Origin of the sequence: Pseudarthrobacter sp. H2 (genome assembly GCF_050157045.1) — a bacterium.
GTDB lineage: Bacteria > Actinomycetota > Actinomycetes > Actinomycetales > Micrococcaceae > Arthrobacter.
In genome coordinates this window covers 2,086,989-2,101,481 of sequence record NZ_CP189594.1, presented here as the reverse complement: position 1 = coordinate 2,101,481, position 14,493 = coordinate 2,086,989, and the positions used below count along the sequence as shown (strand labels likewise).

15 protein-coding genes and 2 pseudogenes are annotated in these 14,493 nt (G+C 67.4%); 10 read left to right on the top strand and 7 right to left on the bottom strand.

Annotated elements, in window-relative coordinates; all coding sequences use genetic code 11:
• Both ACQCSZ_RS09945 and ACQCSZ_RS09940 read left to right on the top strand, forming a co-directional pair.
• Window positions 1-996, top strand: coding sequence for a pirin family protein (locus tag ACQCSZ_RS09945; protein WP_427007832.1), 996 nt, complete (start codon window positions 1-3; stop codon window positions 994-996).
• A gap of 70 nt (window positions 997-1,066) precedes the next feature.
• Window positions 1,067-1,411: a GNAT family N-acetyltransferase gene (locus ACQCSZ_RS09940; protein WP_427007831.1), complete on the top strand. Its 345-nt coding sequence runs from the start codon at window positions 1,067-1,069 to the stop codon at window positions 1,409-1,411.
• Between the two features lie 53 nt (window positions 1,412-1,464).
• Here the strand turns inward: ACQCSZ_RS09940 and ACQCSZ_RS09935 are convergent, their stop codons facing one another.
• Both ACQCSZ_RS09935 and ACQCSZ_RS09930 read right to left on the bottom strand, forming a co-directional pair.
• Window positions 1,465-2,067: a TMEM175 family protein gene (locus ACQCSZ_RS09935; protein WP_427007830.1), complete on the bottom strand. Its 603-nt coding sequence runs from the start codon at window positions 2,065-2,067 to the stop codon at window positions 1,465-1,467.
• Between the two features lie 268 nt (window positions 2,068-2,335).
• Window positions 2,336-3,724 (bottom strand): IS1182 family transposase, encoded by a 1,389-nt coding sequence (locus tag ACQCSZ_RS09930; RefSeq protein WP_427008300.1) that lies wholly within the window; start codon window positions 3,722-3,724, stop codon window positions 2,336-2,338.
• 267 nt (window positions 3,725-3,991) lie between these two features.
• Between ACQCSZ_RS09930 and ACQCSZ_RS09925 the strand changes: the two genes are divergently transcribed.
• Both ACQCSZ_RS09925 and ACQCSZ_RS09920 read left to right on the top strand, forming a co-directional pair.
• On the top strand, window positions 3,992-4,534 hold the full coding sequence (locus ACQCSZ_RS09925; protein WP_427007829.1) for an NAD(P)/FAD-dependent oxidoreductase: 543 nt from the start codon (window positions 3,992-3,994) through the stop codon (window positions 4,532-4,534).
• Entirely contained in the window at window positions 4,470-5,345 is an 876-nt protein-coding gene (locus ACQCSZ_RS09920; RefSeq protein ID WP_427007828.1) for a Rieske 2Fe-2S domain-containing protein, read from the top strand. The genes ACQCSZ_RS09925 and ACQCSZ_RS09920 overlap by 65 nt, the downstream gene beginning before the upstream one ends.
• Before the next feature lie 26 nt (window positions 5,346-5,371).
• Here ACQCSZ_RS09920 and ACQCSZ_RS09915 read toward each other — a convergent pair whose 3' ends face one another.
• The 3 genes from ACQCSZ_RS09915 to ACQCSZ_RS09905 all read right to left on the bottom strand — a co-directional run bounded on the left by ACQCSZ_RS09915 (window position 5,372) and on the right by ACQCSZ_RS09905 (window position 7,094).
• Window positions 5,372-6,106, bottom strand: a complete 735-nt coding sequence (locus ACQCSZ_RS09915) for a CDP-alcohol phosphatidyltransferase family protein (protein ID WP_427007827.1) — start codon at window positions 6,104-6,106, stop codon at window positions 5,372-5,374.
• A gap of 131 nt (window positions 6,107-6,237) precedes the next feature.
• Window positions 6,238-6,690, bottom strand: coding sequence for a hypothetical protein (locus ACQCSZ_RS09910; RefSeq protein WP_427007826.1), 453 nt, complete (start codon window positions 6,688-6,690; stop codon window positions 6,238-6,240).
• Complete coding sequence (locus ACQCSZ_RS09905; protein ID WP_427007825.1) at window positions 6,687-7,094, bottom strand: cupredoxin domain-containing protein; 408 nt, start codon at window positions 7,092-7,094, stop codon at window positions 6,687-6,689. Before ACQCSZ_RS09905 ends, ACQCSZ_RS09910 begins: the two co-directional genes overlap by 4 nt.
• Before the next feature lie 75 nt (window positions 7,095-7,169).
• Between ACQCSZ_RS09905 and ACQCSZ_RS09900 the strand changes: the two are divergent.
• A pseudogene (locus ACQCSZ_RS09900) lies at window positions 7,170-7,373 on the top strand (glycoside hydrolase family 15 protein); the annotation flags it as partial.
• A gap of 43 nt (window positions 7,374-7,416) precedes the next feature.
• Window positions 7,417-8,067 (top strand): annotated as a pseudogene (locus ACQCSZ_RS09895) (glycoside hydrolase family 15 protein); the annotation flags it as partial.
• Between the two features lie 142 nt (window positions 8,068-8,209).
• On the opposite strand, the gene ACQCSZ_RS09890 reads toward ACQCSZ_RS09895, so the two are convergent.
• Window positions 8,210-8,512, bottom strand: coding sequence for a DUF4193 domain-containing protein (locus tag ACQCSZ_RS09890; protein ID WP_211881304.1), 303 nt, complete (start codon window positions 8,510-8,512; stop codon window positions 8,210-8,212).
• A 232-nt stretch (window positions 8,513-8,744) separates the two neighbouring features.
• Here ACQCSZ_RS09890 and ACQCSZ_RS09885 point away from each other — a divergent pair, with 232 nt between their 5' ends.
• Together ACQCSZ_RS09885 and ACQCSZ_RS09880 are read left to right on the top strand one after the other, a co-directional pair.
• Window positions 8,745-8,996, top strand: coding sequence for a hypothetical protein (locus tag ACQCSZ_RS09885; protein WP_427007824.1), 252 nt, complete (start codon window positions 8,745-8,747; stop codon window positions 8,994-8,996).
• A gap of 143 nt (window positions 8,997-9,139) precedes the next feature.
• Window positions 9,140-9,850, top strand: coding sequence for a response regulator transcription factor (locus ACQCSZ_RS09880; protein ID WP_427007823.1), 711 nt, complete (start codon window positions 9,140-9,142; stop codon window positions 9,848-9,850).
• Here the strand turns inward: ACQCSZ_RS09880 and ACQCSZ_RS09875 are convergent.
• Window positions 9,798-11,273: a sensor histidine kinase gene (locus tag ACQCSZ_RS09875; protein WP_427007822.1), complete on the bottom strand. Its 1,476-nt coding sequence runs from the start codon at window positions 11,271-11,273 to the stop codon at window positions 9,798-9,800. The genes ACQCSZ_RS09880 and ACQCSZ_RS09875 overlap by 53 nt on opposite strands.
• A gap of 365 nt (window positions 11,274-11,638) precedes the next feature.
• On the opposite strand from ACQCSZ_RS09875, the gene ACQCSZ_RS09870 reads away from it, so the two are divergent.
• Window positions 11,639-12,949 carry a PLP-dependent aminotransferase family protein gene (locus ACQCSZ_RS09870; protein WP_427007821.1) on the top strand — a complete coding sequence of 437 codons (1,311 nt, stop codon included), beginning with the start codon at window positions 11,639-11,641 and terminating at the stop codon, window positions 12,947-12,949.
• Window positions 12,950-12,958: 9 nt separating this feature from the next.
• Complete coding sequence (locus tag ACQCSZ_RS09865; protein WP_427007820.1) at window positions 12,959-14,437, top strand: amino acid permease; 1,479 nt, start codon at window positions 12,959-12,961, stop codon at window positions 14,435-14,437.
• Window positions 14,438-14,493 lie beyond the last annotated feature (56 nt).

The window sequence follows — 14,493 nt, the reverse complement described above, 5'->3', positions numbered from 1 at the left end:
ATGAGCAATACCGAAGTTGCCCCCCGGGAAATTCTCTGCGAGGCCGCCGGCAGTTCGGCCGGCGTGGAAATACTGGTCCCACGGCAGGTCCCGCTGGGCGGGCCCCGGGCGATGGATGTGCGGCGCACCCTTCCGCAGCGCCAGCGCAGCCTCATCGGCGCCTGGTGCTTCCTGGACCATTACGGCCCGGACCGCGTGGGCGATTCCGGCGGAATGCAGGTCCCCCGCCACCCGCACACCGGCCTGCAGACGGTCAGCTGGCTGTTCACCGGGGAGATCGAGCATCAGGATTCCGCCGGTTTCCATGCTGCGGTGCGGCCCGGCGAAGTCAACCTGATGACGGCTGGCCGCGGAATCAGCCATTCCGAATTCTCCACTCCGGACACCGATGTCCTCCATGGCGCCCAGCTGTGGGTTGCGCTGCCGGAGCGTGCCCGCCACATGGAACCCACCTTCGAGCACTACCGCCCGGAGGCGGTCACCGGAGAGGGCTGGACGATGCGGGTCTTCCTGGGGTCCCTCGCCGGTTCCACCTCCCCGGTCACCACCCACACCGCCCTGCTCGGCGCGGAGATCATCCTGGCGCCGGGGACGGAGCTGACCCTGGACACCGAGCCGTCCTTTGAACATGGCGTGCTGGTGGACACGGGGACCCTGGTCCTGGACGGACAGTCCGTCGCCAAGGACCACCTCGCCTTCCTGCCTGCCGGGCGGCCTTCCCTGACGCTGACGGCCGGCAGCGAACAGCTGCGCGTCCTCCTGATCGGCGGGGAGCCCCTGGGTGAACAAATCGTCATGTGGTGGAATTTCGTCGGCCGGACCCACGAAGAAATCGTCGGATACCGGGCCCAATGGCAGGCCGAGATCGGCGCTGAAGGCCCTCCCGACGCGAGCGGGGGATCCGAGGTCCCACGGTTCGGCAGCTTCCCCGCCGGCGGGCCGGCACCGCTGCCGGCCCCGGCACTCCCGAACGCCCGCCTGCGCCCCCGCCACTGAACGCCGCCACGGAAACCCCGCCACGGAAACCTGTCACGGAAACTCCGGCCCTGAGAGATTCGAGACAGCCTTGACCACGATCAGCATCCGCAACAACCCCGAGCGCAGCCGCTTCGAAGTGCTCGACGGCGACACCGTCATCGGCCGGGCGGCCTATGTCGACGACGAAAATTCCCGGCGGATTTTCTACCACACGGTCATCGACAAAGAGCACGGCGGGCAGGGACTTGCCGGCCGGCTGGCGGCCCGGGCGCTTGACGAGACGGTGGCCGCCGGCCTCGTGATCGTCCCGGTCTGCCCGTACATCAGGAGCTACCTGGGACGGCACAGCCAGTACGCGGCGAACATCAAAACGCCCACCCCGGCCATTCTGGAGTTTCTGGACAGCGCGCTGGCAGCGCGCGCCCGGCGTTGAAGGCCTCCGGCGGGGCAGGGACTTGATGCATGTTGCGCCACCTGGCCGGGAGGTCAGCCGTCGTGTTCGGCGGCCGTGAGGAACCGCTCGACGCGCCGGTCCGGAATGAGCCAGACGGCGGCAACCCCGCTGTAGACCACGAGGCCCAGGACCGGGTTCACGAGGCTGAGCCCCATGCCCAGGACATAGACGAAGGGGGATCCCTTTCCCTTCCAGTCCCGGCCCATGGCCACGTCCAGGGGGCCGTTCCTTCCCTGCCGGCCGATCAGGGCCGACTTCAGGACGTAGAAGGCGATGGCGGCGAGGAGCAGATTCAGCCCGTAGACCAGGACGGGGATCTCCTCCAGGCCGGCGTTCAACCAGCGCGTGGTGAAAGGGAACAGCGACAGCCAGAACAACAGATGCAGGTTTGCCCAGAGGACCCCGCCGTTGATCCTGCCGGCCAGATGCAGCATATGGTGATGGTTGTTCCAATAGATCCCGACATAGATGAAGCTCAGCAGGTAGCTGAATAACGTCGGGAGTTCCTCGAGCAGCGCACGCCAGCTCGGCTCCGCGGGCACATGGAGCTCCAGCACCATGATGGTGATGATGATGGCCAGCACGCCGTCGCTGAATGCCTCCAGCCGGTTCTTGTTCATGGGAAAGGCCTTCATCGTGGAAATTTGCTCGAGTCTACGCCGTGGGCAGAGGTGCGGCTACCCGCCGGCCCGGGGCTCTCCGCTGCCGGCCCGCCTCTAGGTGCGTGGGTCGGTAGTGGTTTGACGGTTCCGCTGGTTTGAGTCGTGATGGTCCAGAGGCCGGCCGCCTTTTCGTGGAAGGGGGCCGGTCTCCGGGCGTTTTCGCGGAAGGAAGCCTGGGAGGCTCCCGCGGGGCGCGGTCCGGTGCTGCAGGTTTGATCCCGGGGCATCGTCCCGGCCGTGTTCAGGCCGTGGCGGTGCGGTAGGTGAAGAGTTTGAGCAGGTTGTGGCAGCCGGCCATCAGCTTCCATTCCCCGGATGCCTTCTCCAGCCCGCGCAACAGGACATGCTTGCCCTGGCGGGTGTTGATCTGTCCGAAGACCGGTTCGACGATGGCTTTGCGCCGGGCATAGACCGCTTTGCCCTTCTTCGTTTTCAGTTTCCGGGCCATCCGCTCGGCCAGGGTCGCGTCCGCCGGGATCCTGCCCCTGGGCGAGTCCGGGACCGGGCGTCCGTGTTTCATCCGCCGGGTGGAGATGAAGAACTCGGTGCCGGCGCCGGCTTCGAGGTCTTTGACGTGTTCCAGGTTCGCTGCCGAGCAGTACCCGGCGTCGGCGCTCCACTTCCCGGGCATGGCTTCCAGGGTGTCCTGCGCGTTCTTGACCATCGGGACCAGTTGCTGGACGTCCACCGCGGTGTTGGTCAGTTCGGTGGCAACGATGACCTGGTGATCTTTATCAACGACGCCCTGGGCGTTGTAGCAGTAGTGGTAGGAACCGTCCGCGGTCTTCATGATCCTCGCGTCGGGGTCGGTGAAGTTGCGCTGGGCGGTGGGCTTGGGCACCGCCGCGGCAGCGGCGGCATCGCCCTTGCCCGAGACATCGTCGTCATCGTCCCCGCGGGACCGGGCCTTCTCCTGGGCCTCACGGCGGGCCCTGTCCGCGGCCTCGGCCTCGATGGATGCCCGGGCGGTCTTCATCGCCTCGGCGCGCCGGGCCCGGTTGGCCAGTTCGGCAGGCAGTTCATCGCCGCGTTTGCCCGGCCCGAAGCGGGCGTCCTCGGCCGCGTCCACGGTCTTCGCCTCCGCCATCAGGTCGCTGATCTCATCGGCCAGGACCTTCTGTTTCTCCGTCAGCCGGGCATAGCTCATGGCCTTGTGCCGGGAAGCGTTGGCACGCACCTTCGTCCCGTCCAGTGCGACATGGCCCAACGAGACCATGCCCGCGGCCCGGCAGAGCTCCAGGGCCTGCAGGAACACGTTGGCCAGCGCCGCGAGGTGGCGTTCGCGGAACCGGGCGATGGACCGGAAATCCGGGGCCTGCTGGGCGGCCAGCCAGCGGAACGCGACCACGTCCGTGCAGGATTTTTCCAGTTCCCGCGAGGACCTTACCCCGACGCAGTACCCGTAGAGCAGGATCCGCAGCATCAGCCGCGGATCATACGGCGGCTGGCCCTTGGCCTTGGCGTAGGAGGCGTGGAACCGGGTCAGGTCCAGTTCCCCGTCGACGAGTTCGGCGATGAACCGGGCCAGATGGCCCTGGGGCAACCATTCATCCAGCGACGGCGGGACCAGCATCACCGCATCGGGCTCGAAGGCCTTGAAGCGTTTGTTGACCCCGCCGTTGGCATCCATCGGCACATCGGTGGGCTGCCCGACCCGCTCCACGAGCGACTCGTCGAACAAACCATCCTGCGCGGAAGAACCGGTATCCATACCCCGATTCTCCCAGCCACCCCCAACCGGCCCCGGTTAATCTGCCGGCGTTTTAAAAACCGGCACCCTCACTACTGACCCACGCACCTAGGCAGGCATTCTGAACGGTGCTACATTCCGACCATCTTCACTGGATAGAGCACGCAGATCCGGGACCCGGATGCATGCTGGTCGAAAGGCATCGCCATGAGTGAGCGCTTCGAAGGACAACCGGTTTCCCTGTGGGTCGCCACCGCCGGGGCCACCGGTTATCCCCCGCTCGCCGGCGGGATTGAGGTCGACACGGCGGTGATTGGCGGCGGCATTGCGGGCCTGACCGCAGCGCTCGCCCTTAAACGGGCAGGCCACAGCGTCGCAGTGCTTGAGGCGGCGCGCGTCGGTACCGGAGTCACCGGGCACACCACCGGCAAGGTCACGTCCCTGCACCGTCTGGCGTACACCGCGCTGGCGGCCCGCCACGGCCAGGACACGGCCCGCGGCTACGGCCAGGCGAACCAGGCCGCCGTCGAGCACATCGCGCGCGTCGTGGCCGAGGAGGGAATCGACTGCGATTTCCGCCGTGTGGCCAACTACACCTACGCCGAAACCGACGAGGCCCTTGCCCTGGTCCGGGACGAAGCGGCCCTGGCCGCCAGGCTCGGCCTTCCGGCCGGAATCCCGGGCTGTGGCACTCCGCGACGGCCCGCCGGTCATCGTCGAGACCGAGCGGGGCTCGCTCCGGGCGCGTGATGTCATCGTGGCCACGAATGTGCCGTTCGGCGACGGCGGATTTTTCGACCGGCGGTCCGTCCTGCACCGCTCCTATCTCGTCGCCAGCCGCGCCGGCTCCGCGCCGCTGGAAGGAACGTACATCAGCGTCGACGAGCCGATGCGCTCGATCCTGGCGATCGAGGTCGACGGCGCCGCTTACGTGCTGGCGGGCGGCGAAGGGCACCCGGCGGAGGAGACCGTCGACTCCGCCGGGTGCTACCGCCGGCTCGCGGCGTTTTCCCGTGACCGGCTGGGCGCCGGCGAACCCGTCTTCCGCTGGTCCACGCAGGACGGCATCCCCGTTGACGGGCTGCCCTTCGTGGGGCGCATGCCGCCGTCGGCCGCCCACATCCATGTGATCACCGGCCTGCGGAAATGGGGCCTGAGCAACGGCACCGCCGGTGCCCTGATCCTCGCCGACGCCCTGTGCGGCCGGGAGAACCCATGGGCGCGGGTGTTCGACAGCCGCCGTGACACCCCGGTCCCCAGCGCCGCGCGGTCCGTGGAGGGGAGATTCCCGAGGGTGGTAACCGCCATGCCCGCTCCGGGCGAGGGGGCCGTCGTCGAACTGGACGGAGAAAAGATTGCCGTCTATGCCGAGCCGGCCGGGCAGCTCCGCGCCTACTCGGCTATCTGCACGCATCTGGGCTGCACGGTCGAGTTCAACCCTGCCGAAGTGACGTGGGACTGCCCCTGCCACGGCTCCCGGTTTTCCACCGACGGCTCCGTCATCCAGGGCCCGGCCACCAGACACCTGGCGCCCAGGCCCGCACCTGTCCGCGAGCGCTGAAGCGGGGCAACTGCCGGCCAGCAGGCTCACATCCGGGCGGCTTCGGCGGCGCCCGGCCCTGTGGCGGCACCCGACGGGGGCCTGCGGCGGAGGCGCTCCAGCTCGACGACGTCCCGGCCGAACGACGCGGCGAGCAACACGAGGGCCAGGGCTGCCGCCACCGCGCCAAGAGCGGGCGGGACCCCGGGGGCCAAGGCGAACAACAACGCTGAGGGCTGGACGGCTCCGATGACCTTGCGGGCGGTACTGGGTGGCAGGGGTTCCCTCAGGGACGGCCTGAACCAGCCGCCGGCGAGGAACGCGTAGTACATCAGCCCGGTGCAGAGGGTCCAGGGTCCGAACGCCGCGGCCGCTGCACACGAGAGCACCAATACGAGCGCGCCATCGGTATCCGTGTCGAGGCGTGAACCTGCGGCAGACGCGGTGCCGGTGGACCGGGCCACGCGGCCGTCCACGGCGTCGAGCAAAAGTGCAGTTGTGCCGAGAAGGATGAGGAGCATGCCGGGACGGGACCCTGCGAAGAGGTCGGCCACGACTACCGTGGCGCAACACGCTGTCAGTACAGCCCTGAGCAGCGTGACGCGGTCCGCGGGGGTGGACAGACGCGGGTTGCGTCGAAGAACGCAGGCGGCCGCGCGGCCGGCCACGGCGGCGCCGGCGGCAAGCGCCAGGGCACGCGGGCCGACGTCGGGAATGGTCAGGTCCGAGATCCAGATTCCGGGCACAAAAAACGCTGCCATTGCCGCTGCCACGTCGGCCACGGCACGACGCTCCGCTGTCCTTGGCATGAACCACCCCGCCCACATGCTAGCAGGAGCCGCAGGCGCCTTTCCGGAACGCCGGACCCGCGAAGACGCGCCGGACCCCCGGGAGCGGAAATCCGGGAGAACAGTCAGGTGATGCGCCGGGCCGGACGCCGGGCGCCGGCCCGGGCGAACCCAATGCCTGCGAGAATTGCCCCGGCGGCTTCCGCCACCGCGCTGAGGGACTTTTCGAAGAACCAGAGCGGGTCATACATGGCCGGGAAGGGGCCGAACGCGGGTATGTTCACATAGCGGTAGAGGACCACCGCCGCGAACGCGCTCAAGGCAACGATGAAGGCGGCCGCATAGGCCGCCCTGCTTCCCCGCAGGAGGACGTACAGCGCAACCAGGACGGCGGCCGCGGACTCGAGCAGGAAGAGGTTGCCCTGGCCGATCCCGGCGGAGTTCCCGGCCTGATAGCCGGGCGCGAGATGGACGTGGACGCCGGCATCGATGAACAGGGCTACAGCAGTGGACACCCGCAGGGCCACGTCATTTCCCCGCACGCCCACGGCACGGCCGGAGTGGCTTCGCACGCTCACTTTACCGTCAGCGTCCCGTGCATGTTCGGGTGGTAGGTGCAATGGAACGCATAGGTCCCAGGCTTCGACGGAGCCGTCAAGGTGGCCGTTCCGCCGCTGCCCTTGACCTCCACGTCAAACGCCGAGCCCTGGTCCGCCGTCACGGTGTGCTCCGCGGTGTCCATGTTGGTCACCATGACCGTCGCGCCCGGGGACACGGTGATCGGATCCCCGTAGGCGAAGTCCTTGACGGTGATGGCCGCGGCGGATGCCACGGCGGAGGAAGATTCCACCGGCATGCTGGCCGTCGAGGTCGGGGCCGGCGCCGACGTCGTGGCCGTTGATCCGCCGCCGGAGGCGCACCCTGCCGTCCCGGCCAATACCAGGGCCACCAGGAATGCAGCCCGTACCTTTCCAATCTTCATGGTTTACCATCCTCGGCGCTGGGAATTGGCGGCTATGGAGAATTTACTCCTTCATTGTCCGCCCGGCGCGGGGAAATGGCACCGGTAAATCCGGCAGCCGCACACTCACCAGCCGGACATGACGTCTACGGCGAGATCATCGACATCGCCTACCAGTGGTCCAACAGTGGCGGACGCGTGGACGGCAGGCTCTGGGCAGCGCTGACGCCCATAGTCGAACTGGCCATCCAGCGATGGAAGACCCCGGACAGCGGGCCCTGGGAGATCCGGGCGCAGGGACGTCCGTTCACCTACTCGGCGGCGCTGTGCTTCGTGCCTCCGGGCCATCCAGATTGCCCGGAGGCACGGCCTGCCGTACCCCCGGCGCAGGTGGGAGCTCGCTGCCCGGGAAATCCGGGAAGCCGCACTGACGCAGTCCTGGAACCCCGAACGGCAGACGTTCACGGAGCAGCTCGGCGGCGCCGGGGGACTGGATGCAGCGCTGCTGACGCTGCCGGTCCGCAACGTCATCGCGTTCGACGATCCGCGGATGGTTTCGACCACGAAGGCTATCGCGGAGGGCCTGGACGCAGGCAACGGACTGTTGTTCCGCTACCGGTCGGAAGTTTCCCCGGACGGGCTGCCCGGAGGTGAGGGCGCCTTCCTGCTCTGCAGCTTCTGGCTCGTGGATAACCTTGCCGGGCAGGGCAGGATCGAAGAAGCCTACGCGCTGTACGAGGAGTTGTGCGGCCGCGCCAATCCGCTCGGCCTGCTGCCGGAACAGATCCATCCGGACACCGGTGAGTTTCTCGGAAATTTCCCGCAGGCCTTCAGCCAGGTCGGGGTCCTGGCCAGCGGGCCGCGCCTGTTGAAGGCCGGGCGCCGGGCCGCCCTACATCCCTCGCGCGGAACTGCCGTGTCCGGACCTGGACTGCAGGCGGCGTCCCGCGGCCAGGAGCGCTTCGATCACCGGGAAAGGTCACGGGCGGGCTAGCGGACCTGAACAACCGCGAGGGCGGGGCAACCGCCGTCGCGCTGGACGACGAGTGGCGGCGGCGCCGCGTTCCGGCACGCTTCCCCGGCTTCGCCGACCCGGAGTTCATCGGCGCGGAGTTCATCGACCGCGGGCCGGCCGCTTAGCTGAGGCAGTCAGCGCAATACGCGTGGCCGTCCTTTTCGCGGGCGAGCTGGGAACGGTGCCGGACCAGGAAGCATGAGTAGCAGGTGAACTCATCTTCCTGCCGCGGGATGACCGTAACGGTCAGTTCTTCGCCGGAGAGGTCAGCGCCCGGCAGTTCCACGCCCTCCGAGGTGTCGGCCTCGTCGAGCTCACGGGCCACGCTGCGGGCGTCCGGCGCGTTCGCGGAGCGGAGGGCCTCCAACGAGGCGTTGCGGGATTCCGCGACGTCGGATCGGACTTCGTCATAATCGGTTGCCACCTGGTGATACTCTTTTCCGTTGTTCTGGCGTTCCGGGATTGAACGGTACAGCATCAATCCCTTAATTTGCCGGGTACCGGAGGCCGCAGCGGAGTGACCCTCACGACAGTCTGCGCATACCTCCGTAACCCGGGGCACCCGGGATCGTTCGTTGTTGGTCACCTCGATGACATTCCCCGTTAATTGCAGTGGCCTAGCCTGTTGCCTTAGGCACAACCGGCGGAAGGGATTCATGATGGCCGATATCACCGCGGTACTGGGACGGCTGACCCCCAGCGAACTGAATGAACTCCGCGCCCTCGGGCCTCAAGGACACCTGAGCAGGCAGCTCACCGACGCATTGGACCGGGCGGCCGGGGGCCCCGGCCTGGGCCGGGGCTACTACGTTCCAAGCGGAAGCGTCAGCGCCACGGGCGGGCCGCACGTTGTCCTGCGCAGCGATGTGTCCGGCTGGCTGTTCGGGCCGGTTCCGCAGGTACCGTAGGAGCCGGGGGCCCAGGGCCGTCACAGCAGGTCCCGGAGACTCCAAGGGATCCTTTGAGGACTTTCGTCCCGGTGTGGAAGCCACGGATAAAACCTAAGCTGGTTCCGGACGCGCCATACTGTCCCAAAGGGAGGAGTCCAGCAATGAGGATCCTGATGGTGGAGGATGAAAAAACCCTGGCGGCCACGGTCCGCCGTGGGCTGAACAATGAAGGGTTCGTCGTGGACGTCGCGCATGACGGCGTCGGCGGCCTTTGGGCCGCGACGGACAACTCCTATGACGTGATCCTGCTGGACCTGATGCTGCCACTCAAGAATGGCTATGACGTTCTGAAGGAACTGCGGCAGCGCAAGATCTGGACGCCGGTTCTGATGCTCACAGCCAAGGACGGCGAATACGACCAGACTGATGCCTTTGACCTGGGCGCCGATGATTACTTGACCAAACCCTTCAGCTTCCTGGTCCTCGTGGCCCGCATCCGGGCCCTGATCCGCAGGGGGGCTCCCGAGCGGCCCGTCGTGCTGACCCTCGGGACCTTGACTTTGGACCCCGTTAACCGCAGCGTCCGCCGCGGCGATACAGGCATCAGCCTCACAGCCCGGGAATACGGGCTCCTGCAATACCTGATGCGCCGGCACGACCAGATCGTCTCCAAGGCGGAGATCCTCAGCAACGTCTGGGACCCTGCCTTTGACGGCGGAGACAACGTCGTCGAGGTTTATGTCGGCTACCTGCGCCGCAAGATCGATCTCCCTTTCGACCTCCACACGCTGACGACGGTCCGCGGCATGGGGTATCTGCTCAGCGCCGACCGGATCCCTGCTGCCGCGGCCGGCGGGCATCCCGAGGGGTGAGCAGGGCAGCGGCGGCCTCGTCCGGAGCGGGAAACACCATTTCGAAGCGGCACTCGCCCGCCGGCCCTTCCGTGGCCCGGATGGAGCCTTGATGTGCAGCCATGATCCCGGCCGCAATGGCCAGGCCGAGTCCGCTGCCGCCGCCTTCCCGGGAGCGGCTCCCGTCGAGCCGGACGAACCGTTCAAAAATCCTTTCCCGATCCGCCTCAGGCACCGGCCCGCCGTCGTTGTCAACCGTGACGAGGGCCCCCTCAGGGGCGGCCCTAAGGTTGATCCTGATCCTTGAGAGGGCGTGCCGGTCGGCGTTGTCCAAAACGTTGCGCAGCACCTGCGTCAGACGGCGGGCGTCTCCCTTGATCCGGGCGGGGGTGAGCTCGGCCGTGATCCGGTGGGCGCTCGTTGAGCGCAGGCGGCGGATCTCCTGGTCCATGACGTCGTCGAGATCCACGTCCGCATCCTCGAGCCTGAGCCCGCCGTCGTTTGCCTTGGCGAGGGTCAGCAGATCCTCCACCAGGTAGCTCATTCGGGCGGTTTCGCCCGCCAGAACATCCTTCAGCTCGATCCACATCGCCCCGGAAGGATCCGCCGAAGCGATCTCCACCCCCGCCCTCAAGGTTGCGAGCGGGCTGCGCAGCTCGTGGCTGGCGTCCGAGACGAACCGACGCTGTTCCCGGTCCGAGACCTGAAGGCGGTCCAGCATCGTGTTCATGGTCAACGCGAGGGCATGGATTTCGTCATTCGTGGGCGGGACATCGACGCGTCCGTCCAGGCGCTCGGCGTTGATCCGGGCGACCTGCCCCCGGATCCTTTCGACCGGGCGGAGGGACCGCCCCACCAGCATCCACACGGAGACCGCAACCACCGCCAGCAGCAGCGGAGTGGCCCCCAGCAGGAACCAAGCCACCGTGGAGATGGTGTCCGACCGGACCTGAACGGAGGAGGCGACGATCACCGTGTAGGCGCCTTCCCCGACCTGCACGCCGGTGGTGACGATGTAGAAATCGTCGTTATCCCCGACGCTTGGAAGACTGGAAACCTCCTGGGTCAGGGTCCGGCCGCGTCCGGGACGCTGGGCGGACAGGGGGGTGCTACCGGCGTCGGGGTTTGAGCTGGCCACTACATATCCGGCGGGGTCCAGCAGCTGGACGAACTGGCCGGCATGCGCCGTGGCGGCGATGTAGTCGCTGGCGTCCGCGACGTCCCGATCATCCAGCTCGGCAATCACGTCCTGGACCTTCTGCCCGGCGGCTGATTCCGTCGAGGCAATCAACGATGTCTGCAGCAGCACCAGCAGAATCACCCCACCGACCAGCAACGCCAATGCCACGACGCCGACCGCGACCGCCGTCAGGCGCCTGCGCACGCCCCAGCCGGCCACGCCGCTGCGGGAGCGGCCGGCGGCGCCGGAGGGGGGCTGTTCCATGTACCAAGAATGGGGCAACTCCGGCCCGCCGACAACCGCCACGGACAGTTACTGTCCTCTCAGCGTGCTCTCAGCCGGATCAGCGAGAGTTGGGCACAGGACCCGGACACCCGCCAGTGGTAATCGGCAGAGGTTCCAGTCCCAAGGTTCCGGCCGCACGCTCTCCTCAACCAGCGTGCGGCCGGTATCATTTGGCCGCCCGCCGAGAGCCGCGGGACAGCCCCTCCGGCCGTTCGGCCCGTTCCCCCGACCTCGGAAAGCAATCATCATGCCTTTCGGGCATGGCATTCTTCGGATTTTGGTCTTGGACAGCATCTGTCTGCCATCCCGACAATGGGAGGATACTCATGGCTGAAAGGAACCCCATGTCTATCTCCGTGGAATCTTCCGCAGGCGCGGCGCCCGCCCCCACAGCTACCGGCGCCGCCGAGCCCTTCTCCGCACCGCAGCGCCTCGCCGGCCGCACGCTCGCGGCCCGCCCCTCCGAGGTCCGCAAGGTGTTCCGGGCCGCCCAGCGCCCCGGCATCATCTCCTTCGCCAACGGCGCCCCCTACCTCGGCGCCCTGCCTTTCGACCGGATCGCGGAGGCAGCCCAGCGCATCCTCATCGAGAGCGGGCAGCGGTCGTTCCAGTACGGGGCCAGCGACGGCATTCCGGAACTGCGCGAGCACATCACCAGGCTCATGGCCCTCGAAGGCATCACGGCCGATCCCGAGCAGGTCCTCGTCACGTCCGGCAGCCAGCAGGCACTCGACGTCGCCGCCCGGGTTCTGGTCAACCCCGGGGACGTCATTTTCGCCGAGGCACCGTCCTACGCCGGCGGCATGGCCGTCTTCACGAGCTACGAGGCCGAAATCGTCCACGTTCCCATGGACGCCGACGGCCTTATCCCGGCGGAACTCGAGCGGCTGATCGGCGAAGTCCGGGCCGCCGGCAAGACCGCCAAGGGCCTCTACACGATCCCCAACTTCCAGAACCCGGGCGGCGTCAACCTCTCCGCGGAGCGCCGCCTGCAGGTGGGCGAATTGTGCCGCAGCAACGATCTGCTGATCTTCGAGGACAACCCCTACGGGCTGCTCGGCTTTGACGGCAGGACCATGCGCGCCATCCAGCCGGAATACGAGGACATCACCCTCTACTTCGGCTCGTTCTCCAAGATGATCGCCCCGGGGTTGCGAGTTGGCTGGGTCCTGCCGCCCGCCTCGCTCTACGGCCACCTCGTGAACGCCAGTGAGACATCCCAGCTGAACCCGTCGGTCTTCTCGCAGCAGCTCATCAGCGCATACCTCGACGATCCGGCCTGGGAGTCCAAGCTGAGCGAATACCGCGGCATCTACAAGGAAAAGTTCGAGGCCCTCGTCGAGACCCTGGAAAAGGTCATGCCGGCCGGCACCACCTGGAACCGGCCCACGGGAGGATTCTACCTCTGGGTCAAACTCCCCGAGGGCGTCGACACGGAAGCGCTGGTCTACGAGTGCATCGAGCGCGGCGTCGTCTACGTTCCCGGCACCGCCTTCTATACGGACGGAAACGGACGCAGCGAACTGCGGATGTCCTTCTGCCTTCCACCCCTTGAGGACATCCGCAAGGGTGCCACCATTCTTGGCGAAGTCTTCACCGAAGCAGTCGCAGCGGCATCGTCCGCTGGCGCGCAAGCAACGCCGATCGCCGGCTAGGAAACCATCATGACAATTACCCAAGGTCGTGCCGAGGACGTCACGACCCCGAAGCAACCTTCGGCTGCCTATGTTGAGGCCGGCGACGACGGCTACCGCAAGACCATGTCCAACTTCCAGATCCAGATGATCTCCCTGGGCGGCGCCATCGGCACCGGACTGTTCCTGGGCCTCGGATCCCGTCTGCAGGCCGCCGGGCCGGCCCTGCTGATCGCGTACGCCGTCACCGGTGTCGTCGCCTATCTGCTGATGCGCGCCATCGGCGAGCTCGTGATGCACCGGCCCACCACCGGGTCCTTCGTGTCCTATGCCCGCGAGTTTTTCGGCCACAGGCTCGCCCACGCGACCGGCTGGATCATGGTGACCCTGGGCGGGCTGCTCGGCGTCGTCGAGGTCACGGCGGTGGCCATCTACGTCCAGTACTGGTGGCCGCAGCTGGACGGTTGGATCCCGGCCCTCGTGGCCTGGCTCGTGATCGTCGGATCCAACCTCTTCTCCGCACGGATGTTCGGCTTCATCGAGGTCGGTGCAAGCCTCATCAAGGTCATCGCGATCGTTCTCTTCCTGGCCGCGGGCCTCATCATCGTGTTCTTTGGCGGTCCGATGGGCCTCGACACCCAGGCCGGCGTCAGCAACCTGTTCTCCGGCGGCTTCTTCAGCCAGGGGCTGCTCCCGGTGGTGCTCGTGAGCCAGGGCGTCGTGTTCTCCTACTCCGGCGTCGAGATAGCCGCCGTGGCAGCTGGCGAGGCCAAGAACGCCCGCGCGGTCATGCCTAAGGCCATCCGCAGCATCGTGTTCCGGATCGTCGTGTTCTACCTCGGCTCCGTTCTGGTCCTCAGCATGCTGCTGCCCACCAGCGAGTACAGCGGGGCCGAATCGCCCTTCGTCACGGCGCTGGCCGGACTGCACATCGGCTGGCTCCCCTCGGTCATGAACTTCGTGGTCCTGACTGCCTCTATTTCCGGCATCAACGCGACCCTGTACGCCTCCGTCCGGGCCCTGCGCACACTGGCGTCGAACGGTGAGGCACCGCGCTTCACGGCCAAGATCACGAAGAGCGGGGTTCCGGTCGGAAGCCTGGCCGCCATCGGGGGGTTCTACCTGCTCGGCGTCCTCATGACCTATGTGTTCGGCGGGGCAGCCGTCTTCGAGACGGCCCTCGGTGCCTGCGCCGTGTGCATCCTGCTGCTGTGGGGCTCACTCTTCGCCTGCCAGCTCAGGTTCCGCCAGCGCGTCAAGGCGGGCCTGCTCCCCGCCGTCGAATTCCGGATGCCCGGTGCACCGTACACATCCTGGCTGGCCCTGGCTGTCCTCGCCGTCGTCTTCCTGTCCATGGTGCTACCGGGAACCAGCAGTACGTGGTGGATGAGCCTGACGGGGACCGTGCTGCTGCTCGGAGCCATCGCCGTGGGCTACGAGTTCAGCAAGAGGCGCCGGGCGAGGACGGAGTCCGCGCCGCAGCCGCCGCCCGCCGACGTCCTCGACTAAGCCGGACCCCGCCAACCGCCAACACCGCCCAACGCCACCCCGCCAAGCGGAGGACC